This window comes from Synechocystis sp. FACHB-908, from assembly GCF_014698595.1.
Taxonomy (GTDB): domain Bacteria; phylum Cyanobacteriota; class Cyanobacteriia; order Cyanobacteriales; family Microcystaceae; genus Synechocystis.
On record NZ_JACJTH010000035.1, the window covers coordinates 184,291 to 207,619 of the forward strand.

Sequence of the window (23,329 nt, forward strand, 5' to 3'; positions counted from 1 at the left end):
GGCGTTGGGCAGTTACCCATTATCGCACGGAGCTTTGGGGGAATAGTCTGCTACCAGTTTTGAGAACCAGGATTAGGGAGGGATTAGCAACAGAAAACATTCGTTGCTGCAGGGGTAGAAATCCCCTTTATCAGCGAAGACAATGATTGCCATAGAACAAATTTATCATAAAAACAGGCACAGAAGGAGACGGCAAGATTGTTAAAGAACTCTGAAGAATTTGGCTGGAGCTTGACCCCGCTCTGGAGAATTGCTTTACCCTGTAGGGGATTGTAATTTTTGTTGTTTTCCGAGAGATAGAGGTTTGCTGTGAAAATTCCCGGTAGTGTCATAACCCTTCTCATCGGCGTTGTGATCACAGTTGTTAGTTTATGGTACGGACAGAATCATGGTCTGATGCCCGTGGCTGCCTCCGCCGATGCAGAAAAGGTGGATGGCATTTTTAACTACATGATGACCATTGCCACAGGATTATTCCTCTTGGTAGAAGGAGTTTTGGTTTATTGCCTGATCCGCTTTCGCCGACGCAAAGACGACCAAACCGATGGTCCACCCATAGAAGGTAACGTGCCCCTGGAAATTCTCTGGACTGCCATCCCTACGGTGATTGTTTTTACCTTGGCGGTGTATAGCTTTGAGGTGTACAACAACCTGGGCGGTTTGGATCCAACCATTTCTAGGGATAATGCCGGTCAGCAGATGGCCCATAACCACATGGGACATATGGGGAGCATGGGGAATATGGTGGCTATGGCTGGGGACGGAGATGTTGCCCTGGGCATTGGTTTAGATAGCGAAGAACAAGGAGTCAACCCCCTGATGGTAGATGTGAAGGGAATTCAGTATGCGTGGATTTTCACCTATCCCGAAACGGGGATTATTTCCGGCGAACTGCACGCCCCCATCGATCGCCCGGTGCAATTGAACATGGAAGCCGGGGATGTGATCCATGCCTTTTGGATTCCCCAATTACGGTTAAAGCAGGATGTGATTCCGGGGCGGGGCAGTACCTTGGTGTTTAATGCCAGCACCCCTGGGCAGTATCCGGTTATCTGTGCTGAGTTGTGTGGTGCTTACCATGGGGGCATGAAATCGGTCTTCTACGCCCATACCCCCGAAGAGTATGACGACTGGGTGGCGGCCAATGCTCCGGCTCCAACGGAATCCATGGCAATGACATTGCCCAAAGCGACCACCGCCATGACCCCCAACGAATATTTAGCCCCCTATGCGAAAGAAATGGGAGTACAAACTGAAGCTTTAGCCCAATTAAAAGATCAAACCTCTCCGGTTGGAGATCTACTCTGATTTGGTTGGAACACCTAACCTTGAGTCGTACTGGTCAGTTTTGCTTTAAAACCCTGTAAATTTTGACAAATTTGGTAGAAAACTTTTTATGACTATTGCCGCTGAGAATCTAACGGCTAATCATCCCCGCCGCAAATGGACGGATTACTTTACCTTTTGCGTTGACCATAAGGTGATTGGCATCCAATATCTAGTTACGTCTTTCCTCTTCTTTTTCATTGGCGGTTCCTTTGCGGAAGCCATGCGGACGGAATTAGCCACTCCATCCCCGGATTTTGTCCAGCCGGAAATGTATAACCAACTGATGACCCTCCACGGCACGATTATGATCTTTCTGTGGATTGTGCCGGCAGGGGCGGCCTTTGCCAACTATCTCATTCCCCTCATGGTGGGCACAGAGGATATGGCTTTTCCTCGCCTCAATGCCGTTGCTTTTTGGCTAACTCCACCGGGGGGCATTTTGCTTATTTCCAGCTTTTTTGTGGGGGCACCCCAGGCAGGCTGGACTTCCTATCCACCTTTGAGTTTGCTGAGTGGTAAATGGGGAGAAGAACTGTGGATTTTGAGTTTGCTGTTGGTGGGGACCTCCTCCATTCTGGGGGCGATTAATTTTGTTACCACCATTTTGAAGATGCGTATCAAGGACATGGATTTGCACAGTATGCCCCTGTTTTGCTGGGCTATGCTGGCCACCTCTTCTTTGATTTTGCTTTCCACCCCAGTGTTAGCATCCGCTCTGATTCTGCTTTCCTTTGACCTGATTGCCGGCACTAGCTTCTTTAACCCAGTGGGGGGGGGAGACCCGGTGGTTTACCAGCATTTATTCTGGTTTTACTCCCATCCGGCGGTGTACATCATGATTTTGCCCTTTTTTGGCGTAATCTCTGAGGTCATTCCTGTCCACGCCCGCAAACCCATCTTTGGCTACCGGGCGATCGCCTATTCGAGTTTGGCCATTAGCTTTCTGGGCTTGATTGTCTGGGCCCACCATATGTTCACCAGCGGTACCCCCGGTTGGTTACGGATGTTCTTCATGGCTACCACCATGTTGATTGCTGTGCCCACGGGGATCAAAATTTTCAGTTGGTGCGGTACCCTCTGGGGCGGCAAAATTCAACTCAACTCCGCCATGTTGTTTGCCTTTGGTTTCCTATCTAGCTTCATGATTGGTGGGCTAACCGGGGTAATGGTGGCGTCTGTTCCGTTCGATATCCATGTCCACGACACCTATTTTGTGGTGGGACACTTCCATTACGTGCTCTTTGGTGGCAGCGCCTTTGCTTTATTTTCTGGGGTTTACCACTGGTTCCCGAAAATGACTGGCCGCATGGTCAATGAGCCCCTGGGTCGTCTTCACTTCATCCTCACTTTTATCGGCATGAATTTAACCTTTATGCCCATGCATGAGTTGGGGTTAATGGGAATGAACCGCCGCATTGCCCTCTACGACGTTGAATTTCAACCCCTAAACGTTTTGAGCACCATTGGAGCCTACGTTTTAGCCGCTTCCACCATTCCTTTTGTCATCAACGTTTTTTGGAGTTTGTTTAAGGGGGAAAAGGCGGCCCGGAATCCTTGGCGAGCTCTGACCCTAGAATGGCAAACGGCCTCTCCTCCTATTATTGAAAACTTTGAAGAAGAACCAGTGCTCTGGTGTGGTCCCTACGATTTTGGTATTGACACGGAGTTAATGGATGACGAAGAAACAGTCCAAACCCTAATTGCCGATGCGGCAGGAAGTTAGTTTCTTTAACTTTCTGTGCTTAGGGGGATGGCTAGCTTAATGACCTAATGACCTCCCCCATGGGCCCGACCGCCAGAGATTTTTGGCAAAATTCTAGAAATTCAGCAACGATCCAGCGATTAATTGTCAGTCCTATGCAAACCACTGCCCTTAGCTCCGATTTAAACAGTACCTATACCCCAGGGGAAGCCCACGGCCACCATGGTCACCCCGATCTACGAATGTTTGGAGTTGTCCTGTTCCTGGTGGCGGAAAGTGCCATTTTTTTGGGTCTGTTCACCGCCTATCTGATTTATCGCAGTGTGATGCCTGCCTGGCCTCCTGAGGGCACACCAGAGTTAGAATTACTCCTGCCAGGGGTCAACAGTATTATTCTGATTTCCAGTAGCTTTGTCATGCACAAAGGTCAAGCCGCCATTCGTAATAATGACAATGCCGGGTTGCAAAAATGGTTTGGCATTACTGCCGCCATGGGTATTATCTTTTTAGCTGGTCAGATGTATGAATATTTCCACCTGGAAATGGGGCTAACTACCAATTTATTTGCCAGTTGCTTTTATGTGCTCACGGGCTTTCACGGGCTCCATGTTACTTTTGGATTGCTATTAATCCTTTCTGTGCTCTGGCGATCACGGCAACCGGGCCATTACTCCCGCACATCCCATTTCGGGGTAGAAGCGGCGGAATTGTACTGGCATTTCGTCGATGTGGTCTGGATTGTTTTGTTTATTTTGGTTTACTTACTGTGATGGAAAGACCTTGGGCGTTAGGGCAAACCTACCTTGTGATGGGTTAATTTCGTGGGATGATAGAGAGTCGGGTTGGCATTCCCTAGTCCTTCCATTGCCCAACTGAATAGCCCAAACCCCTAAGTAATCAAAAGAGTTCTTGACCATTACCATGAGTTTACTGGAAATCACCGACGCTGAATTTGAGCAGGAAACCCAAGGGCAAACTAAGCCTGTGTTGGTTTATTTTTGGGCTTCCTGGTGTGGCCCTTGTCGGTTGATGGCCCCTGCTATCCAGGCGATCGCCAAGGATTATGGTGATAAGCTCAAAGTGCTCAAGTTGGAAGTGGATCCCAACCCTGCCGCCGTAGCCCAATGCAAAGTGGAAGGGGTACCAGCGCTGCGTTTGTTCAAAAATAATGAGCTAGTGATGACCCACGAAGGGGCGATCGCCAAACCCAAATTACTGGAGTTACTGAAAGAGGAATTGGATTTTATTTAAGACGGTGCTGATTGCCGAAAGCATTCCCTAAACTGACCAGAGCTATTTGTTTATAATCCTTTCTCTCTAACCATGGCCGCCGCAATTAAACCTTTTTACTTCGACATTAGCGACGACGAAATTGAATTTTTTCTGGATGAGGCCAGGCAAATCCTCAAATCCGGCACTTTGATTTTGGGAAACCACACCCAGGAGTTTGAACGGGGCTTTGCGGAATTTGTTGGTACCAAAAACGCTATTTCGGTTAATAGCGGCACCTCTGGGCTGGAAATTCTCTTGCGGTTGAAGCAGGCGGAAAATACCACTGTTCTTGTGCCCACCAACACAAATTTTGCCACCGTTGCTTCTGTGTTGCGGGTAAACAGTGATGTGCAATATTTGGACATGGACCCCAAAACCTTTGCCCCTTCCCTAGCCATGGTTAAGGAAGCGGTCGAAGGCAAAAGTTACCCCAAACCTTTGTCCGGTGTTTTTTGGGTGCATATCGGCGGCGTAATTTCCCCCGAATTCCCCGCAGTGGTGGATTATTGCCATGGCAAAGGCCTCTACGTTTGGGAAGATACGGCCCACGCCCACGGCAGTCAACTCCAAGGTAAACAGGCGGGCAACTTAGCTGATGGCGCTTCCTTTTCCTTTTTCCCCACCAAAGTAATGACCACCTTTGAAGGCGGCATGGTCACCCTCAATGATGACGAAGAAGATACCATTGCCCGTTCATTGCGAAACCAGGGAAAACGGGGCATGAATTTTGGTGGTCTGCATACGGACTTTGGCAACAGCACCCGCATGACGGAAATCCACGCTTTGTTGGGACAAATTCACCTGGCCAAGTTAGAGAGAATGTTGGCCACCAGACAAAAGGCCTACGAACTAATCACAACCCCCCTCAGGGAAGCGGGCATTGAGTTTGTTTCCACTGACCACATGGACAGGGCCAGTCAATACAAACTGATGGTGTTGTTACCGGAAGGCAAAACCCCGGCCCAAATGAAAGAAGCTCTGGCGGCAGAGGAAATTTATTTGGGAGGGACAGTGTACGAAATTCCCTGCCATTTACAACCGGTGTTTAAAGATGTTTGTCCTGGGCAATCTTTTCCCAATGCAGAAACCTGGTGTCCCCGTCACATTTGTCCCCCTTTAACCTCCGGTACTACTCCAGAGGAAGCGACCCGGGTCGGGGAAGCGTTAGTTCGCCATTTGCAGTCCTAGATTTCTTATTCAGGAATATTCTGCCCCAATTTTAGCTAGCGATCGCCTCCGTTTCTTCCGTTTCCCTACCCCTCAATAGGCTAGAAATTTCATCGCTATATTTAAAAAACTCTGGTTCCCGCTTAATTTTATAGGTCCGATTTTTCGGAGTTTCTTCATCCCCCGGCAGATTAATGGTTAATTCCCGCTGAATAGTGCCGGGACGGGAACTCAACACATAAACCCGTTGGGCCAGAAATACGGCTTCCTCCACGTCATGGGTAATCATCAAAATGCTACATTGCAGTCTTTGCCAAATATCAATCAGATATTCATGCATCCTTTCCTTGGTTTGAATATCTAAAGCGCCAAAGGGTTCATCCATTAATAAGACTTTTGGATGGCAAGCCAAAGACCTGGCGATCGCCACCCGTTGTTTCATGCCACCGGACAATTCCCTGGGATAAGCTTCAGAAAAATTAATTAGCCCCACCACGTCCAGATAATAACTAGCGGTGTCAAAGCGTTCCTTTTGGGAGCAACCTTGGAGTTTGAGACCAAATTCTACATTTTGCCGCACAGTCATCCAGGGAAAAAGACTGTAATGTTGGAAAACCATACCCCGGTCAGCCCCTGGTCCCGTCACCCTTTGTCCATCCACATTAATGGTGCCGGAAGTCGGAGTATCCAAACCAGCAATTAACCTCAAAAGGGTCGATTTTCCGGAACCAGAAGCCCCCACTGCACACACAAATTCCCCGGTTTCAATGTGCATATTGATGTTTTTTAGAGCTACCACTGACCCCCGTTTGCCGACAAACACCCGATTTAAATCAGTTATTTCTAGATGCATGGTTTTTATTATTTACAATTAATTTAATAGTTTTGTAATGATGGAAAAAATCTGACTTATTGTTCCAAAGACCATTTACAAGTGAATCTGAGGATGAGGCGAAATGATAAATCCAACGCAAAGCCAATTAATCCCAAAACAATTAAGCAAGCAAAAATCTCATCGGTTTTCAAAAATTTCTGAGCTAGCAAAATACGCTTCCCTAAGCCATTGTCTGCCGCCACCAATTCCGCCACCACTACCAAGTTCCAAGCCGCCGCCATGTTGATCCGAAAGGCGTCAAGAATATTGGGAATAATGTAGGGGGTGATGACCTTAAACAAAATCTGTTTCCTTAATCCCCCTAGGGTATAGGTAACTTCAATTAATTCCTTGGGAATAAATTTGACCGCATCCATAATCATCAGGGTATTAAAAAATATTGTCCCAATGAAAATTAAGGCAATTTTTGAAGCCTCATCAATGCCGAGGTAAATAATTAATAATGGAATAAAGGCTGGGGCTGGCATGTAACGCACCACACCAATAATTGGCTCTGTTAGGCTACGTATGCTGGGAAATGTCCCCATTAAAATCCCCAAGGGAATAGCCACCAATCCCCCTAAAAAAAATCCCCCCACTACTCGCCCAAAACTAGTCAGGGAATCCTGGATTAGAAATCCATCCTTAAATAGCTTTATCAAGGCTTGAATTACCGACTGGGGCGAAGGCAGAAAAACATCACTCACAGTGGGTAAAGATGAAAGCAGTGCCCACAATACCAAAGGAATAATGATCGATAAGGACATTAACGACCATTTGAGAGATTCGGGTATTTCCCCACCAATGCGCCAAAAAACTGTGGGCTTGAGGGATTCTTTAGAGGGATAATCTGATAATTTATCCTGGGCAATAGTCATAGTATTAGGGAAATTGATTGGCTAACAGAGTGAGCAAATTGTCACAAAGAAAAATCAAAATCCCTCCGATTACTGGTTGGAGATGAGAACTCGAAGTAAAAACTAAGCCTTACCAGCTAAGGTTTTCACAAACTGAGCATCGAGAATCTTGGTCAGGTCAGGGGCTTTTTCAATAAAGCCGACTTTAGTCATAAAATCTGCCATTTTTTGGGCAGCAAAGGGCATGTGCACCATACTATCTCCAGGGCTAAAAGCTTCTAAATTTTCCTCTAGAGTTAAAAAGCGAGTGCCATCCTTAAATAGTTGTAGTTCTTCTTGGCTCACCCCCGCCCGTTTAGCCATAATTTCATCGGATTTTTCGGGATTTTCCTCCATGAATTTACGAATATCAAACCAGGTGTTAACTAATGCTTGTACTTGCTCTGGTTTTTCCTGAATTAATTTTTCTGTCACGACTAAAAGGTCAGGAATAGCTCCGGGAAATTCGGCGGAAGTAACTAACTCTTTAGAGCCTTCCCGTTTCAGAGCTGTTAACCAAAATGGAGGAAACGCCCCTACTGCGTCCACTTGTCCCGCTGCAAAGGCCGCCGCCGCCGCCCCTGTTTCCAAAGGCTTGATTACCACATCATCCCGGCTCATGCCTTCCCTTTCCAGAGCTAAACTGAGCAGAAAATCATCCACTACCCCTTCTTCGATCGCCACGGTTTTACCCTTGAGATCCTGAACAGTATTGATGTCGGCGGTAACAATAATTTTGTCATTGCCAGCGGAGTTATCATTCACTAGTACTGCCACTTCTCCGTTAACTGCCTCCCCAGCAAAGGAAATGGTGTCGTTTAAAGTTTGACTATTGCCATCCAACTGCCCGGCGGCTAAGGCTTGCATGGATTCCAGATAACCGTCAAACCACTTCATTTCCACATTGACACCGTTTTTGGCAAATAGGCCTTCTTCCTCGGCGATCGCCCAGGGCCACCAACCCGCCCAGTTGCTATAACCAATGACAATGGGAGGTCCTTCGGGAACCGGAGCAGAGGTTTGGGATTGCTCTGGGGTTTGGGCACAACTAACTGTTAACAGTAAGGTGCTACAAAAAATCAGAATTAAGGAAATTAAACTACGTCTGGGCATCGATTTTTCTCCGCTAGTTGTTAATAACATATAAAACTAAATTGAAAAGTTTTACTGTGTTGATTTTGACTTTTTAAAAATTTCTAGATAGAAACTATCATCGGTACTTTAACTTGACTCTTAACCCAACTAAACCAAGTATCCAAACCCTCTCCGGTTTTAGCCGATACTGGAATAATGGTCACATGGGGGTTCATGGAACGGACGTTAGCGGCTAATTTTTCTAGATCAATATCTAAATGGGGAATGAGATCAGTTTTAGTAATTAGTAAACAATCTGCTTCCTGGAACATAACTGGATATTTTAGGGGTTTGTCTTCCCCTTCGGTGACACTGAGTAGTGCGACTTTACTATGTTCCCCCACTTCAAATTCCGCTGGGCAAACTAGATTGCCCACATTTTCCACCAGCACCAAATCAAATTCTTTAGGATTGTAATCTTCCTGTAAACGATGAATTCCCCCTGCCACCATTTTGGCATCTAAATGACAGGAACGACCGGTGTTAATGGCGATTACAGGGCTACCATATTGCCGCAGGCGATCGGCGTCTAATTCCGTGGTCATATCCCCTTCGATAACCGCCATTTTTAACTCACTTTGGAGGGCGGCCAAGGTTTTTTCGAGCAGAACAGTTTTACCGGCTCCGGGGCTACTCATTAGGTTTAAACAGGTAATACCCCATTCATCAAAATGTGCTCGATTATGGTCGGCACCTGCCTGGTTTGCGTGGAGCAAATTTAGACCGATCGCCGTGTCAATGGATTGGTGCATAGTTTCTTGGCAGTAACAGTGGACAAGTTAATAAAAAATTTAGTCTCGGTGGGTTAGGGCTTAAGCCGGAGTGCACTGATGATGTTCAATGCGGTCAATTTTTAGCTCCCGCCCGGAACGGATGTCATCCATCGGAGATCGGCAGGTGGGACAGGAATATTGCAAACCAATTTCGGGACTATATTCCGTTTGGCAAGTATGGCAGTAGGCAACCAAAGGCACATCTTTGATTACCAATTCCGCCCCATTTAAAAAGGTTTGCTTGGTTTGCACTTCAAAAGCAAATTGCAAACTCACTGGTTCCACACAGGTAAACTGACCCACTAGGAGGTGAATCTTGGTGATTTGGGGTTTTTCAACTTGTTGATCAAACCAATCCTGAATAGTCATAATCAGGGCTTTGGTCATGTCTGTTTCATGCATTTTTACCTCTCCCAAAGGCGATCGCCGATTATTTCAGAGCCATCAATTTGGCAATAATTAGTCAAGTTAAAGTTACTATTGCCAGGGCTCATCCACTGCCATGTTCGCTTCAGCATGGATATAGGCCGGTTTTTCCGTGCGGGGTAATTGGCCAGAAACCACTAAATGGGCCATGGTGTCGCAAATTACCCTGGTGGCCATCAACGAAGTCATGTCGCTGATGTCGTAGGGAGGGGAAACTTCCACCACTTCCATGCCGCAAACGTTAGTTTCCCGAATAATGCGTTTAAGTAAATACAGAGCTTCTCGGGGTAGTAAACCACCGGGTTCTGGCCAACCGGTGCCGGGGACAAAACCTGCATCAATGCAGTCAATGTCAAAACTAATCCAAACGCAATCGGTGCCATCGGTGGCCCGGGCAATGGCAAAGTCCGCCGCCGCATCCAAACTCATTTCGGTAATATCAGTGACGGTCAAAATGTTGGTGGCCCGTTCCCGACAAACTTTGACCCCCTGGCGGGGTACTTGCCAACCACCAATGCCTAATTGCACTAGGTTTTTAGCTGGAGCGTTGGCCATGTTGGTGGCGTGGAACCAGGGACAAGTGTGCATCCGTTCGTCTAAGTCCGTTTCCTGGGTGTCCACATGGCGATCGAAATGGATAATGCCGACTTTTTTATCCCCCAAATGACGACAGATGCCCCGCACCGTAGGAAAACCAATGGAATGATCACCCCCCAGAATTATCGGAAACGCTCCGGAACTGAAAATGTGGGCAATACCTTTGGAAATTTGGTCAAAGGATTTCTCATTGTTGGCGGGAATGGTGAAAATATCCCCCACGTCACAGAGACTAATTTGCTCCCGTAAATCCACCCCCATTTCAAAGTTGTAGGGAGTGTACAAAGCAGAAATACGACGAATCCCCTGGGGGCCAAAACGGGTACCTGGTCGATAGGTGGTGCCAGAATCATGGGGCACTCCGACGATCGCCACATCATATTTCCCGACTTCCCGCACATCTTCCAGATATGGAGCCTTCATGAAGGTGTTAATGCCCGCATAGTGGGGCAATTCTCCCCGGGAAAAGGTGGGGATGGAGCGGTCTTTAATGCTGGCGGCGGCTTCTAAACCATAGGTTAGCCCTTGGTCAACCTCCTGCTGCCAACCGGTCAGGGGTAGCCGAGTTTCTTTGATTAAGGCTTCTTCAGCTTCAGAAGGGGGACGAAACGGGGTGGCATCGCTCATAGGTAGTTACTAGCTAAACAACAAAATCTGCCCAGGAGTTATTAATGACAACACCTAAGCACTGGTCATTAAAGTCTCCCGGGCTTTTGTCCCGCCGTGTAGCTAGTGGCAAAAATCTTTACAAAGCCTAGCCTGTTTCTCTCGGACCAGCCATTCCCCACATCACCAGGAATCGGAACCCTAGAAACAATATCCCCTACCCTAGCTAGGGATGATTAAGTTAACTGTGTTCTGTGCTACTTTTTATCGGCGATCGCCAAACTAAAGTTTAAAACCTGACATCAATTAGCTTTTTTTCCCTATCCAGGGATTGAGCATAGCTTTGCGATATCCTGAGTATGCACATGGGAAAAGGTCACAGGTCTCGCACCATTGGTGTGATTACTAATTGATCTAACTATTCAGGAACGCAACTCAATCAACAATTGCCCAGCCAATGCAACAAGCGGCCATCCCAGCCAATGAACAGCAGCGCTTAGCCCATCTACAGAATCTTAAAATTCTTGATACGCCAAGCGATGAAAAGTTCAACCGCATTACTAGGCTATTATGTCGGGTGCTGGATATGCCCGTAGCTGCCATTTCTTTGGTTGATGAAAATCGTCAATGGTTTAAATCCATTCGGGGCTTAGACTTAACCGAAACTCCCCGCTGTGTCTCCTTCTGCGCCCATACAATTCTGGAGGACCGCACCCTAGTTATTTCCGATACCCTATCTGACCTCCGTTTTGCCGACAATCCCCTTGTCCTCGAGGCCCCCCACGTCCGATTTTATGCTGGTCACCCCCTGAAAATACTCGATAATATCCATGTGGGCACTCTCTGTGTTTATGACACTAAGCCCAGGGAAATATCCGACGACGATGTTCAGTTTTTAGAAGACCTTGCAATCACCGTGGCTAATGAGCTAAAGGCTCACATGTTCAAGAGATTTTTTACGGTTTAGGTAAAGTTTCAGTAAAGTAAAAATTCAGCCACAGCAAAGTCAGGAAATGTAGGGATGGAAGCTAAATTACCGCAAAATGAGGAGCAACGCCTGGCAGTTTTGAGGCAACTCAATATTTTGGATACTCCCATTGAAGAAAGATTTGAGCGTATTACCCGTATGGTCTGCCGGTCCCTCAAAGTGCCCATTGCCGCCATATCAATAGTTGATGAATCACGCCAGTGGTTTAAATCTATTCAAGGGTTAAATGCTTCCGAAACCCCCCGTGAAATTGCCTTTTGCGCCCACGCCATCCTCAGGGATGAATTACTGTTGGTCGAGGATGCTACCCAGGATGAACGCTTTGCTGACAATCCCTTGGTAACCGACGAGCCTTTCATCCGATTTTATGCCGGTTATCCCCTTAATTTGGGTCAAGATATCCATGTGGGAACCCTCTGCGCCATTGATCGGGTGCCCCGGGAATTGTCGGCGGAAGAACAGGAAATTCTCTACGACCTCTCCAAAATGGTGGAGTCTGAACTGGCGGCGATCGCCCTATCGGAGGCTCAAATACAGCTAATTCAAGAACTGGATGAACTTGAAAGGGTGGCCATGGTCGATAGCTTAACAAGACTCTGGAACCGTTTGGGCATTGAAACTCTTCTAAAACGGGAATGGGAGTACGCTACCCGCAAAAATTCTCCTATTTCCATTGTCATGATTGATTTTGACAACTTTAAACAAATCAACGATCAACACGGTCATTTAGTCGGAGACGAGGTTCTGCAGGGTAGTGCCCGTTTAATCATTTCAGTTCTTCGTTCCTACGATATTTTGGGCAGATGGGGAGGAGATGAGTTCATGCTTATTCTGCCTGGTTCTGGTCGGGAGCAGACCGCTGTGCTCCTAGAAAGAATTCAAGCCACCATTGCCCAAAACCCAGTACCCACATCTGCGGGACCCATGGCAATCAGCTTGAGTATGGGGGGAGTCAGTGTATTTACCAACCAGGGTGAAGCACTCCAGTATTGGGTAGAACAGGCAGATAATCAGTTGATGAAAGTCAAACGTCTTGGTAAGGGCAATTTTCAACTGGCAGAATAATGGCGATCGTAAAAACTTTTTAAGGTGAGGTAGACTTACCCTTTTGGTGATTGGCTCCACTCCACTTCTTCAAGCAAACATGGTGGGTCATAGATTACCGAAAAGATGAACAATCTCTACCATCAAATCAATTGGATTTACTTAAGCTTGATGTATTAGAATTTTTTCACCAGGATGAGCTAGAAGATGTGAAGTAAAGACAATGGTAGTCATTCAAGTCATTATGATCATAGGAATTTAAATTTCCGTAACTCCTCCGCTCCTAACAATAAAGGAGGACAGGAAAGAAGCAGAGCAAACTGCCAATTTGTCAGTGGAGTGGTAGTGAAAATAGCTTGGAGAGAAGGAAAATACATTAAAGACAAAATTAACATCCATTCCGTGGCAATGCCAATCCAAATTAAGGGATTACTAAACCAGCCTAACTTGAAGGCAGAAGTGCGTTCTGAGCGGCAAGCAAAAACATTTCCATCTTGACAGGCCACAATCACTGCTAGGGTCATGGTGGTGGCCTGGGCATAGATAGCCATTAAAATTGGATCTGCTGTGTGATGGAGAATACTTGTCGTAACGGCTTGTAACTCAGCTAATCCGTAACCGTAACTTCCCCAAACTAAGAAAAATCCGGCCATGCCCAAACCCGCTTCAATTATGCCTAGAAAGCAGTAAGCTCTTAACAATAAAGCACGATCTAATAGGGCTTGATTTTTTTGGCGGGGAGGCAATTTCATCGTTCCGACTTCAGCTTTTTCTATACCCAAGGCTAAGGCCGGAACCATGTCCGTTCCTAAGTCAATGGCTAGAATTTGCATAATTAGTAATGCGGGGGGAATGTTGAGGAAAATCATTGCTAAAAATGGTACTAACTCCGCTACATTGGAAGCCAAAATGTAAGTTATAAACTTGCGGATGTTTTGATAAACTGTGCGGCCTTCTTCCACTGCGCTGACAATGGTGGCAAAATTATCGTCGGTAAGCACAATATCCGCCGCTTCCCTGGCCACATCGGTCCCGTTTAAGCCCATGGCAATGCCAATGTTGGCCGCCCGCAATGCCGGAGCATCATTGACCCCATCCCCCGTTACCGCCACAATCTGCCCCAAGCCCTGATAAGCTTGCACTAAGCGTAGTTTTTGTTCCGGGGCCATGCGGGCAAAGATAAGACCAGAACGATATTTTAAAATCTGTCGCAGTTGGGCATCGGACAAATGGGTTAGCCCATCCCCAGTCACTACCCGTACTTTTTCCTTGACTAGACCAATACTTCTGGCGATCGCCTCTGCGGTGAGGCCATAGTCCCCAGTGACCATGGTGATAGCAATACCGGCCCCATGACAACGGGCGATCGCCTCAGGCACTTCTGGCCGAGGAGGATCAAACATGGCCACTAAACCCACGAAAATTAATTGTTGCTCTAGGGTTTGGGGTGATGCTTCTAGTAAATTTTCATGGTCGGCCCGAACCGCCAAGCCCAATACTCGAAAACCTTCCTTGGCGTAGTGATCATTGGCCTCCGTAATTATTTGGCGATCGCCGGAGGTTAGTTCGGTCACCTGTCCGGCTTTTAAAATGGATTGACAACAGCGCAACACCTCCAGGGGAGCACCTTTGGTAAAAGCCAAATTTTCCCATGGCAAATCATTTCTGCCGGAAGTAAGGAAAGGCAAATTTTCCCCAGCCTTTTGCCAATCCAAAACCACCGTCATCATCCGTCGTCGGGAATCAAAGGGCACTTCCCTGCGCCGGGGATAATCTTGCTGGAGTTGTTCTAAATCAAAATCTGCCTTCAGAGCGGCCACCAATAATGCCGCTTCCGTGGGGTCTCCCATTTCTTGCCAACGGCTGGAACCGGAAGGATGAATCAAATGGGCATTGGAACAAAGAGCGGAACCAATGAGCAGTAATTTAACCTGTTGCTTTTCATCTTTACCTGGGGGAAAGGTAATTTTGCCCGTGCTGGGATCATAGCCTTCCCCTGGCACCGTTAAGGTTTGGCCATGGTTCGTTGCCGGAATCCAAAGAGAACGAACGGTCATTTCATTTTTAGTTAAAGTTCCCGTTTTATCTGTACAAATAACTGTAGTGGCACTGAGGGTTTCCACCGCCGATAATCGCCGCACCAAAGCATTACGTTTGGCCATCCGTTGTACCCCCATGGCCAGGGATAAAGTCACCGTGGGCAACAAACCTTCTGGCACTAGGGCAACAATAATGCCAATGGCAAAAATGAAACTTTCCTTTAATTCCAGATGGGTCACCAGGGACGCCAACACAAACACCAAAACTCCCATGCCAACGGCAATCAGGGTAATTACCCGCACAATCTGGCTAATTTGGACTTCCAGGGTGCTGGGTTCCCGCTTAACATTGGTGGTGAGATGGGCCATATGGCCAAATTCCGTTTCCGCTCCGGTGGCATAGACAACCCCTACTCCCCGCCCCGTGGCAATGGTGGAACCGGCTAGGACTAAATTGCGAATTTCCTGGGCTTTAACCGGGTCTTGCAGTGCCCTTTCCCCCCCATGGACTAAAACTTGACCGCCCCGTTTAGGCACAACTTCTCGAATTTGGGCCGATTCGGCAAAACGAGCTACGGGTAAGGATTCCCCCGTCATCACCGACACATCAACGTATAAACTATCCGCTGAAACTAAGCGCAAATCCGCCGATACCCGATCGCCTTCTTCCAATTGCACCACATCCCCCCGCACTAATTCCCTAGCCAGAACAGACTGTAAAGTGCCGTCCCGATAAACTTTTACCTGGGCTGGGAGAACTTTCTTGAGGGTCGCCAGGGCTTTTTCGGCCCGAAATTCCTGACTAAAACTAAATAAACCATTAATCCAAATCACCGCCCAAATGGCCCAGCCCAACTGCGGCGTACCGGAAACAAAAGCCAGAATGCCCGCCACCCAGAGCAATAACGCCATGAAATGGGTCATCTGATCAACAAAACGCAACCATAAAGGTCGTTGTACCGGTTCCGCCAGCTCGTTCAGTCCATAGCGTTGCAATCTTCGGGCCGCTTCCTCGCCGGATAAACCTTGGGGACTCGTCTCCAACCTTTCGTAAACCGCTTCTGGGGCAATAGACCAAACCGTGGTGGAGGAATTCATCGGTGCAACAAAGATGGTTTTCCATCCCATTAGGTATGATTCCCAATCTTACAAAGATTCAAACTTAACTGTTGTCGCCTAAAAAGTTGTCTCTAATTTATGGCAATGGCCCAATGCGGGATAGGAGCGATCGCCTTTGTAAATGAAGACTGATCAATTCGTCTGCGCCCAAGCTACCGATAATCAGGGCGGCAAACAATGATCCCATTCTATTGGCCGGGGTGGATAACACCAGAATGGCGATCGCCAGGGCGAGGAAAAATAGACCAAAAAAAGATCTGATTACCAACTCCTGTTTTGATCTGGTAACTTGTTGGCCGGCGTTTTTTTTCATTGGCGCAATTCCCCCGTAAAATCAGCCCTAGGTGATAACAAAATTGACTAATTTACCCGGTACGACAATTACCTTTTTAATCGTTTTCCCTTCCAAATAACGTTGGGCTAAATCAGAATTACGGGCCAATTCTTCCAACTGGGTTTTATCCGCACTGGCGGGAACAGTGATAGTTCCCCGAGTTTTGCCTAGCACTTGAATGACCAACGTAATTTCATCTAATACTAGGGCAGTGGGATCCACCTGCAACCAAGCCTGTTGGTGAATGGAGTCAGTACGACCCAAACGATGCCACAATTCCTCCGTCAAGTGGGGCGCAAAGGGAGCAAGGAGTAACAGCAGGGTTTCAATGCCTTCTTGGTAAACGGGAAAAGAAATCAAATCCGTCGCCGCAATTAGGGCATTACTGAGTTTCATCATTTCGGAAATAGCGGTGTTGAACTGGTAATCGTCGTTCAAATCCTCCGCCACTTCTTTGATTGCCCCATGGATAGCCCGCCGTAAATCTTTCTCCGCTTTAGTTAAAGGCTCGTTGGTCACTAAGGTTTCGGGGCGCACCGCGAAGCGGATCCCTGCGGGATCGCCAATGTAATCGGTTACTAAGCGCCAAACCCGATTGAGAAAGCGGAATTGACCTTCCACGTCCGCATCGTCCCATTCTAAATCCTTCTCTGGAGGGGCTTTGAAAAGGATAAACATCCGGGCGGTGTCGGCACCATATTTAGCCAACACTTCTTGGGGATCCACACCGTTAAATTTGGATTTAGACATTTTTTCGTAGAAAACCTGTAGCGGTTCCCCACTGTCGGGGTCCTTTGGATCCTTGGGATCAATTACCTGTTGTCCCGTTTGCAAATCCTTGGCCGGCACATATTTGCCCGTGGTGGGATTTTTGTAGGTAATACCCTGCACCATGCCCTGGGTTAACAATTTTTGGAACGGTTCTTTGACGGGAATTAACTGGCGATCGGCCAAAACTTTGGTGAAAAAGCGGGAATAAAGCAAATGTAAAATGGCGTGTTCAATGCCCCCCACATACTGGTCTACCGGCAACCAGTGGGCAACTTTTTCCCCATCAAAGGGCAACTCAGTGTTTTGGGCATCGGCATAACGCAGAAAATACCAGGAAGAATCAATGAACGTATCCATGGTGTCCGTTTCCCGCCGGGCTGGTTTTCCACAACTGGGACAGGGCACGTTAATCCAATCCTCTAATTTCGCTAGGGGAGAAGGGCCACGACCGGAAAATTCCACATTATCTGGCAACTCCACCGGCAAATCCTTGGTCGGTACGGGCACTGCTCCACAGTCATCGCAATGAATGATGGGAATGGGACAGCCCCAATATCGTTGTCGAGAAATCAACCAATCCCGCAGACGATATTGCACTTTGGCCCGACCATAATCATTATCTTCAGCGAATTTAATAATGGCCTGTTTTGCTTTGGGGGAAGCCATACCGGTGAATTGAGCTGAATTAACCATCACCCCCGCTTCGGTATAGGCCACCGTCAAATTCACATCACTGTTATCGGCATCGTCGGGAATAATCACCACTTGCATGGGCAAATTATTATCCTGGGCAAATTTGAAATCCCGTTGATCGTGGGCGGGAACCCCCATCACTGCGCCGGTGCCGTATTCGTATAGAACATAATCGGCAATCAAAATGGGAATTTCTTCTCCGTTGAAGGGATTGATAGCAATGCCACCGGTTTTAACACCACGCTTGGGTTTATCCTCCGCTGTCCGTTCAATTTCACTCTCTTTGGCCACCATGGCGACAAACTCATCCACTGTGCCCTGTTGTTCTGCTGTGGTAACCACCTTGGTTAAAGGATGTTCTGGGGCTAAAACCACGTAGGTAACGCCGTAAACCGTGTCCGGGCGGGTGGTGAAAACAGCAATTTTTTCCTGACTATCCTTGATGGGAAATTCCAAATAAGCCCCCACGGATTTGCCAATCCAATGGGACTGCATCAGTTTGACCCGTTCTGGCCAGCCCGTTAATTGCTCTAAATCATTCAGTAAAGCTTCGGCGTAGTCGGTGATTTTTAAGAACCATTGCCGCAATAATTTACGCTCCACCATGGCCCCCGATCGCCAGGAGCGGCCTTCACTATCGACCTGCTCATTGGCCAGAACTGTTTGATCAATGGGGTCCCAATTAACGGTGGCTTCTTTTTGGTAGGCCAAACCAGCTTGGAAAAATTCCAAAAACAACCATTGGGTCCAACGGTAATAATCGGGGGCACAGGTGGCCACTTCCCGTTCCCAATCGATGGAAAGCCCCAACTGTTGCAACTGGGCTCGCATCTGGGCAATATTTTTTTCTGTCCACTGCTTGGGGGGAATACCCCGCTCAATGGCTGCATTTTCCGCCGGTAAACCAAAGGCATCCCAACCCATAGGATGCAACACCTGGTAACCCTGCATCCGTTTTAACCGAGCAATGACATCGGTGATGGTGTAGTTGCGCACATGGCCCATGTGGAGGTTCCCGGAAGGATAGGGAAACATGGACAGGGCATAAAATTTAGGCAGATCAGAGGCGATCGGTGTTTTGTCCAACCCCCATTCAGCCCAGCGTTGTTGCCATTTTTGCTCGATTTCACCAGCGTTGTATGGGGATGCCACGACGACCAAGATCTCCTAAGCCCAGTTGATTACAGGCTTGTTAGTATACCATTCTGACTTGGGCCCAAGGTTGTCTGTTAACCATCCTAGACCAGTGACCACGTAGAGATTGAAATTTGCGATTATGGAAACTATTCAATTCAACATACGCCAGACAATTATTGTCGCAATTTTAGTGCTTTACATTGGTAAATATCTCACTAAAAAAATTAAGTTTTTGCAGAGTTTTAATATTCCCGATGCCGTTTCCGGTGGAGTGCTAGCTTCCCTGTTTTTTGGTCTCATCTACGGTATTTTTCGCACAGAAGTAGCTTTCAATTTTCCGATTAGGGATGCTTTTTTAATTATTTTCTTTACCTGCATTGGTCTATCTTCCAAGTTAAAAGTCCTACTCCAGGGCGGCAAACCCCTATTGATTCTTTTAGCAACAGCGGTGAGTTTTTTAGTAATTCAAAATTTTGTCGGGGTGGGTATGGCTTCCCTATTGGGGCAGGCGTTACCAGTGGGTTTACTCTCCGGGTCCATTTCCCTGAGTGGTGGCCATGGCACGGCGATCGCCTGGTCTCCGGTTTTTTATGATAACCACGGCATCCGTAATGCTTCGGAAATTGCCATAGCCTGTGCCACTTTTGGGCTGGTGTTCGGGGGCATTGTGGGAGGCCCCATCGCCAAATTTTTAATTATCCGCAATAAGTTAGAACCGGATTGTGACACTAAAGATTTGACCATTGGCATCCGGCGAGATCAGGACAATGTGCAAATTGATTACAACACCATGCTCCACACCATTTTAGTCATTGGCGTTACCATCGGTCTTGGCTATGAAATTAACGATCTGGTTGCTAAGTTGGGGTTAATGTTGCCGGCCTTTGTTTCCTGTTTACTGGCGGGGATCGTGCTCACCAACACCATTCCCCTCGCTTTTAAAAAATTCCCTTGGCCGGCGGAAACCCCTTCCCTCGCCCTGATTTCCGACGTTAGTTTGGGACTATTCCTGGCCATTTCCCTGATGAGCCTGCAACTCTGGACCTTAGCCGACATTGGCGGAGTGATCGCCCTGATCCTCCTGGTCCAATTCATGGCCACAGTGCTCTACAGCATTGCTGTTGTTTTTCCCCTCATGGGGCGTGACTACAACGCAGCGGTAGTTTGCTCCGGTTATTCCGGTTTAACCCTGGGGGCCACCCCCACGGCGATCGCCAATATGACCGCAGTGACGGAAAAATTCGGCGCCGCTCCCCAGGCTTTCATCGTTGTACCCTTGGTGGGGGCCTTCTTCATCGACATTGCCAATGCCTTTGTGATCCAGCAATTTCTCAATTTTCTTGGCTAGATCTATTGTGAAAAAAAGAGGGATGAGGCGCATTATTAACGGACAGCAACAGCCACCCCAACCCGCAGGCTAGAGTGGACTCAGTTGCCAAAACATGACATGATTCCGTTGGAGCTGAGCTCCTTGGACAGGAATGGAAGCGAAAACAGACCACTTCTTCCCCCAGTTCAGGTAGAGTTTTTCCCCAGAACCTAATCTGGAGTCAACTTGCTAAGAGAGACCAGCCCGGACAAAACCAATACTATTGCCTAGAAACCGCTCAGTTAACGAGTTCCAGCGCCTACAGGAGTTTTGGTGCTAGGGGTGGGTAGTTGATACTCCCGCAGACTGGGGAATAGAAAATGATTCTCTTCCACATACTGGGCCCCAAACAGTCCCTTCTCGGCCCAAAAATATCGATCAGTAGTGTGCTCATTTCGTTTTACAATGAGCAAGGCCGGGGGCTGAATTTCGTTAGCTTGGATGTAGCGACGAGCGGCCGTGACAGGCTTATCCTCGCCGCTTTCAATATTAAACTGAGGAACAAGCTCCAAAATCTTACGACCTTCTTGACGACGACGACTCTTCCGTTTGCGTTTACGTGCCAACCCAGTTACCTCCTATTTCAGCTATATGCTGTAATGATAGTTACAAAAGCCGTGCCGATTATATCCGGTCTAATTCTAAATATCAAGCCCCTCAAGCCCTTGCGGCGCTAAGGGGATCGCTGATTCTAAACACCATTTAGGTAGGGTTTCACCCCCTAAAACTGCCCCCTAGGGCCATAAGTAGACCAATTCAAATCTTAATATTTCTTAACATTTCTGGGGTCTAGCCCCACCACAAGCCCCATGGCCGGTTCCATCTCATCAATGTATTCCCCCAGTGCTGGGTTAATTTCCCTTTGTCAGTCACAGGTTCGGCTTTTGCAACAGGGATTGCGGGTGGACTGGTGCGGCGTTTATCTAAATCAAGAAGAAACGGAACAGGGATTGGTGCCGCTGGTGGTTTCCCATGGTTCAACGCTGGTTGAGTCAGAAAGTTATGGGTTAATAAGTCTACCACAAGGAGAGGTGTCTCCCCCGATGGACGATTTTTCTTTGCCGGCAGTTCCCGTGGGGGTAGGCCAGTTAAGTCGTCGTAGTCGTTTGGAACCTCCTCCCTTCGATGCAGATAAGCGCTTGGTTTTACCTTTGGTTTATGGGGAGGAAATGGTGGGGCTGTTGGTAATTCACCGCAGTCAGGGCCAGTGGCATGGGGAGGAAATGATGCAGTTGGAGGCGATCGCCAAATCCTTAGCGGTGGCCTGCCTATTGGACCAACAACAGGATTGGTATCGCCAGGCTTGGGAGGAACAAAATCAACAATACCAGTGGGAGCGACAACATTGGGCTGACCTCTTGCACCAACTCCGCAATCCCCTCACTGCCCTAAAAACTTTTAGTAAGCTACTGCTCAAACGTTGGCACGGGGACAACAAAAGTCAACAGGTGGTGGAAGGCATTGTCCGCCAAGGGGAACACCTCCAGGAATTGTTACAAAGCTTTGAAGCAAGTCAATCCCAAGGCCCCGAAGCCGTGCCCCTGTTGTCAAGTTCCCCAGTGACCACAATTCAGGTTTTGCCCCCGGCGGACCGGGTGGAAACTATGCCTCTGGCCAATTTTTCCCTAGGGGAGGTTTTGCCTCCCATTTTGCTGGCCCATCAGGCGATCGCCGCCGAGAGAAATATCACTTTAACAGCCCAAATTGCTTTGATTGATACCGTGGTGATGGCTAACCGTTTAGCTTTGCGGGAAGTGGTTAATAATCTTTTGGACAATGGGATTAAATACACTCCCAATGGTGGCCTCGTAGAAGTTAGTCTTGCCTTAGAAAAAGTGTCATCTTCCGGAATGGATTGGGCCACATTGGCGATCGCCGACACGGGTTATGGCATTCCCCCGGAGGATCAACAGAAAATTTTTGAGCGTAATTATCGTGGTGTTCAGGGCCGAGGCTCCATTAATGGCACTGGTTTGGGTTTGGCGATCGTGGCGGATTTGGTAGCCCAGATGGGGGGCAAAATCACCGTCACTAGCCCCAACGGTTTATCTCGCGACCCAGACCAACCAGGCTCAACTTTTACCCTCTGGTTACGCTCTGGAGAACAAGTGTAATCAGGATTAACAGTTAAATTGGCCCAAAGATTTCCGAGAGTTTCAGATAGATAACGATATGGCGGTGATGGTTATTTCACAAGTACGGTGGGCAAACATGGGGATGAAAATACGGTCACCAAATATGTGCAAAAACAAGGAAAGGACTATTTGCGGCTACATCAAAACTTTCAACTAAGTCTCTTCTAAATTCTTTCGATACCCCGATGCTTGCGGCGGGGTTATTCATTCCCGATGCGAATCCCTTACGAAAAAGCAATTGAGAATCTTGACCTGCTGGCCAATCTGCGTATATTCGATCCAATCGTGATCGGAACGCCGCCGCTTGGAATTGATGTGTCCAACAGCGATATCGACATTGCTTGTTATTGTGACGATCTTGACCGATTCGCAGGATTCGCAACGCGTCAGTTTGAATCTCAAGATGGCTTTCAAATTCGACACGGAACTTTTCAAAATCATGAATCCATCATTGTTCAGTTCAATGCGTTTGAATGGGACGTTGAGATTTTCTGCCAGCCAATTCCGACAAACAAACAGTGGGGCGTACGGCATTTTCGGGTTGAACAGCGGTTGCTGGCTTTGTCTCCTAGTCTAAAATCAACCGTGACGGAATTGAAACGTTCTGGCTTGAAAACCGAACCTGCGTTCGCCAAAGCTCTTGGATTGGCTGGTGAGCCTTACGTGGCAATCCTTGGGCTCGAGCAAACCGACGACCGTGAATTGTTGGCATTAACTGCTACTTGCAAGTCTCTCGCCGCCTCCACAACTTCACCGTTGGGCGATCGCCTTAAACCCTAGGGGGATAGATGGGTTAGATTTGTGAAAGTAGAATGGCCTTTTGCCTTGCTCAACCATTGCCTAAGTCCTGGCGAGCTGGGAAATGGTCGCTTGCTTTTAAGACTTATGTAACCTTGTTAGACCAAAGGTAAATCGGGTTTCCCG

Annotated in this window: 20 protein-coding genes and 1 riboswitch; of the genes, 10 read left to right on the top strand and 10 right to left on the bottom strand. The window is 47.7% G+C overall.

What is annotated here, in order from left to right:
- The first annotated feature begins 309 nt into the window (after nt 1-309).
- The 5 genes from H6G46_RS12800 to H6G46_RS12820 all read left to right on the top strand — a co-directional run bounded on the left by H6G46_RS12800 (nt 310) and on the right by H6G46_RS12820 (nt 5,491).
- The gene (locus tag H6G46_RS12800) at nt 310-1,308 is read left to right on the top strand and encodes a cytochrome c oxidase subunit II (RefSeq protein WP_010871917.1); all 999 of its coding nucleotides are present in this window, start codon (nt 310-312) and stop codon (nt 1,306-1,308) included.
- An 88-nt stretch (nt 1,309-1,396) separates the two neighbouring features.
- Entirely contained in the window at nt 1,397-3,052 is a 1,656-nt protein-coding gene (gene ctaD, locus H6G46_RS12805) for a cytochrome c oxidase subunit I (RefSeq protein WP_010871918.1), read from the top strand.
- 47 nt (nt 3,053-3,099) lie between these two features.
- A complete protein-coding gene (ctaE, locus tag H6G46_RS12810) occupies nt 3,100-3,801 on the top strand; it encodes a cytochrome c oxidase subunit CtaE (RefSeq protein WP_010871919.1) in 702 nt (233 codons plus the stop codon).
- A gap of 151 nt (nt 3,802-3,952) precedes the next feature.
- The gene (locus H6G46_RS12815; RefSeq protein WP_010871920.1) at nt 3,953-4,282 is read left to right on the top strand and encodes a thioredoxin family protein; all 330 of its coding nucleotides are present in this window, start codon (nt 3,953-3,955) and stop codon (nt 4,280-4,282) included.
- Nucleotides 4,283-4,354: 72 nt separating this feature from the next.
- Nucleotides 4,355-5,491: a DegT/DnrJ/EryC1/StrS family aminotransferase gene (locus tag H6G46_RS12820; protein WP_010871921.1), complete on the top strand. Its 1,137-nt coding sequence runs from the start codon at nt 4,355-4,357 to the stop codon at nt 5,489-5,491.
- A 31-nt stretch (nt 5,492-5,522) separates the two neighbouring features.
- Here the strand turns inward: H6G46_RS12820 and H6G46_RS12825 are convergent, their stop codons facing one another.
- The 6 genes from H6G46_RS12825 to speB all read right to left on the bottom strand — a co-directional run bounded on the left by H6G46_RS12825 (nt 5,523) and on the right by speB (nt 10,797).
- Nucleotides 5,523-6,323 carry an ABC transporter ATP-binding protein gene (locus tag H6G46_RS12825; protein ID WP_010871922.1) on the bottom strand — a complete coding sequence of 267 codons (801 nt, stop codon included), beginning with the start codon at nt 6,321-6,323 and terminating at the stop codon, nt 5,523-5,525.
- 56 nt (nt 6,324-6,379) lie between these two features.
- The gene (locus tag H6G46_RS12830) at nt 6,380-7,222 is read right to left on the bottom strand and encodes an ABC transporter permease (protein ID WP_010871923.1); all 843 of its coding nucleotides are present in this window, start codon (nt 7,220-7,222) and stop codon (nt 6,380-6,382) included.
- Between the two features lie 102 nt (nt 7,223-7,324).
- Nucleotides 7,325-8,353 carry an aliphatic sulfonate ABC transporter substrate-binding protein gene (locus tag H6G46_RS12835; RefSeq protein WP_020861520.1) on the bottom strand — a complete coding sequence of 343 codons (1,029 nt, stop codon included), beginning with the start codon at nt 8,351-8,353 and terminating at the stop codon, nt 7,325-7,327.
- Nucleotides 8,354-8,436: 83 nt separating this feature from the next.
- Nucleotides 8,437-9,126: a hydrogenase nickel incorporation protein HypB gene (gene hypB / locus H6G46_RS12840; protein WP_010871925.1), complete on the bottom strand. Its 690-nt coding sequence runs from the start codon at nt 9,124-9,126 to the stop codon at nt 8,437-8,439.
- Nucleotides 9,127-9,186: 60 nt separating this feature from the next.
- A complete protein-coding gene (gene hypA / locus H6G46_RS12845; protein ID WP_010871926.1) occupies nt 9,187-9,549 on the bottom strand; it encodes a hydrogenase maturation nickel metallochaperone HypA in 363 nt (120 codons plus the stop codon).
- A gap of 75 nt (nt 9,550-9,624) precedes the next feature.
- Complete coding sequence (speB, locus tag H6G46_RS12850) at nt 9,625-10,797, bottom strand: agmatinase (protein WP_010871927.1); 1,173 nt, start codon at nt 10,795-10,797, stop codon at nt 9,625-9,627.
- A gap of 73 nt (nt 10,798-10,870) precedes the next feature.
- Nucleotides 10,871-10,992: riboswitch (guanidine-I (ykkC/yxkD leader) on the bottom strand.
- 241 nt (nt 10,993-11,233) lie between these two features.
- Between speB and H6G46_RS12855 the strand changes: the two genes are divergently transcribed.
- Both H6G46_RS12855 and H6G46_RS12860 read left to right on the top strand, forming a co-directional pair.
- Nucleotides 11,234-11,743, top strand: coding sequence for a GAF domain-containing protein (locus tag H6G46_RS12855; protein ID WP_010871928.1), 510 nt, complete (start codon nt 11,234-11,236; stop codon nt 11,741-11,743).
- 54 nt (nt 11,744-11,797) lie between these two features.
- Entirely contained in the window at nt 11,798-12,829 is a 1,032-nt protein-coding gene (locus H6G46_RS12860) for a diguanylate cyclase (RefSeq protein ID WP_010871929.1), read from the top strand.
- A gap of 227 nt (nt 12,830-13,056) precedes the next feature.
- On the opposite strand, the gene H6G46_RS12865 is transcribed toward H6G46_RS12860, so the two are convergent.
- The 3 genes from H6G46_RS12865 to leuS all read right to left on the bottom strand — a co-directional run bounded on the left by H6G46_RS12865 (nt 13,057) and on the right by leuS (nt 18,916).
- The gene (locus H6G46_RS12865; protein WP_228670067.1) at nt 13,057-15,945 is read right to left on the bottom strand and encodes a cation-transporting P-type ATPase; all 2,889 of its coding nucleotides are present in this window, start codon (nt 15,943-15,945) and stop codon (nt 13,057-13,059) included.
- Nucleotides 15,946-16,042: 97 nt separating this feature from the next.
- Nucleotides 16,043-16,279 carry a hypothetical protein gene (locus H6G46_RS12870; protein ID WP_020861521.1) on the bottom strand — a complete coding sequence of 79 codons (237 nt, stop codon included), beginning with the start codon at nt 16,277-16,279 and terminating at the stop codon, nt 16,043-16,045.
- Between the two features lie 27 nt (nt 16,280-16,306).
- The gene (gene leuS, locus H6G46_RS12875) at nt 16,307-18,916 is read right to left on the bottom strand and encodes a leucine--tRNA ligase (RefSeq protein ID WP_010871931.1); all 2,610 of its coding nucleotides are present in this window, start codon (nt 18,914-18,916) and stop codon (nt 16,307-16,309) included.
- A gap of 124 nt (nt 18,917-19,040) precedes the next feature.
- Between leuS and gltS the strand changes: the two genes are divergently transcribed.
- Complete coding sequence (gltS, locus tag H6G46_RS12880) at nt 19,041-20,249, top strand: sodium/glutamate symporter (protein ID WP_010871932.1); 1,209 nt, start codon at nt 19,041-19,043, stop codon at nt 20,247-20,249.
- A 263-nt stretch (nt 20,250-20,512) separates the two neighbouring features.
- Here gltS and H6G46_RS12885 read toward each other — a convergent pair whose 3' ends face one another.
- Nucleotides 20,513-20,836 (bottom strand): DUF3155 domain-containing protein, encoded by a 324-nt coding sequence (locus H6G46_RS12885; RefSeq protein WP_010871933.1) that lies wholly within the window; start codon nt 20,834-20,836, stop codon nt 20,513-20,515.
- A gap of 243 nt (nt 20,837-21,079) precedes the next feature.
- On the opposite strand from H6G46_RS12885, the gene hik2 reads away from it, so the two are divergent.
- Both hik2 and H6G46_RS12895 read left to right on the top strand, forming a co-directional pair.
- Nucleotides 21,080-22,384: a two-component system sensor histidine kinase Hik2 gene (hik2, locus tag H6G46_RS12890; RefSeq protein WP_010871934.1), complete on the top strand. Its 1,305-nt coding sequence runs from the start codon at nt 21,080-21,082 to the stop codon at nt 22,382-22,384.
- A gap of 234 nt (nt 22,385-22,618) precedes the next feature.
- Nucleotides 22,619-23,185 (top strand): DUF4269 domain-containing protein, encoded by a 567-nt coding sequence (locus H6G46_RS12895; protein ID WP_010871935.1) that lies wholly within the window; start codon nt 22,619-22,621, stop codon nt 23,183-23,185.
- Nucleotides 23,186-23,329 lie beyond the last annotated feature (144 nt).

Coding starts and splice junctions, on each gene's coding strand:
- ctaD (WP_010871918.1), top strand. CDS start 1,397: ATGACTATTGCCGCTGAGAATCTAACGGCTAATCATCCCCGCCGCAAA.
- ctaE (WP_010871919.1), top strand. CDS start 3,100: ATGACCTCCCCCATGGGCCCGACCGCCAGAGATTTTTGGCAAAATTCT.
- H6G46_RS12815 (WP_010871920.1), top strand. CDS start 3,953: ATGAGTTTACTGGAAATCACCGACGCTGAATTTGAGCAGGAAACCCAA.
- H6G46_RS12820 (WP_010871921.1), top strand. CDS start 4,355: ATGGCCGCCGCAATTAAACCTTTTTACTTCGACATTAGCGACGACGAA.
- H6G46_RS12825 (WP_010871922.1), bottom strand. CDS start 6,323: ATGCATCTAGAAATAACTGATTTAAATCGGGTGTTTGTCGGCAAACGG.
- H6G46_RS12830 (WP_010871923.1), bottom strand. CDS start 7,222: ATGACTATTGCCCAGGATAAATTATCAGATTATCCCTCTAAAGAATCC.
- H6G46_RS12835 (WP_020861520.1), bottom strand. CDS start 8,353: ATGCCCAGACGTAGTTTAATTTCCTTAATTCTGATTTTTTGTAGCACC.
- hypB (WP_010871925.1), bottom strand. CDS start 9,126: ATGCACCAATCCATTGACACGGCGATCGGTCTAAATTTGCTCCACGCA.
- hypA (WP_010871926.1), bottom strand. CDS start 9,549: ATGCATGAAACAGACATGACCAAAGCCCTGATTATGACTATTCAGGAT.
- speB (WP_010871927.1), bottom strand. CDS start 10,797: ATGAGCGATGCCACCCCGTTTCGTCCCCCTTCTGAAGCTGAAGAAGCC.
- H6G46_RS12855 (WP_010871928.1), top strand. CDS start 11,234: ATGCAACAAGCGGCCATCCCAGCCAATGAACAGCAGCGCTTAGCCCAT.
- H6G46_RS12860 (WP_010871929.1), top strand. CDS start 11,798: ATGGAAGCTAAATTACCGCAAAATGAGGAGCAACGCCTGGCAGTTTTG.
- H6G46_RS12865 (WP_228670067.1), bottom strand. CDS start 15,945: ATGAATTCCTCCACCACGGTTTGGTCTATTGCCCCAGAAGCGGTTTAC.
- H6G46_RS12870 (WP_020861521.1), bottom strand. CDS start 16,279: ATGAAAAAAAACGCCGGCCAACAAGTTACCAGATCAAAACAGGAGTTG.
- gltS (WP_010871932.1), top strand. CDS start 19,041: ATGGAAACTATTCAATTCAACATACGCCAGACAATTATTGTCGCAATT.
- hik2 (WP_010871934.1), top strand. CDS start 21,080: ATGGCCGGTTCCATCTCATCAATGTATTCCCCCAGTGCTGGGTTAATT.
- H6G46_RS12895 (WP_010871935.1), top strand. CDS start 22,619: ATGCGAATCCCTTACGAAAAAGCAATTGAGAATCTTGACCTGCTGGCC.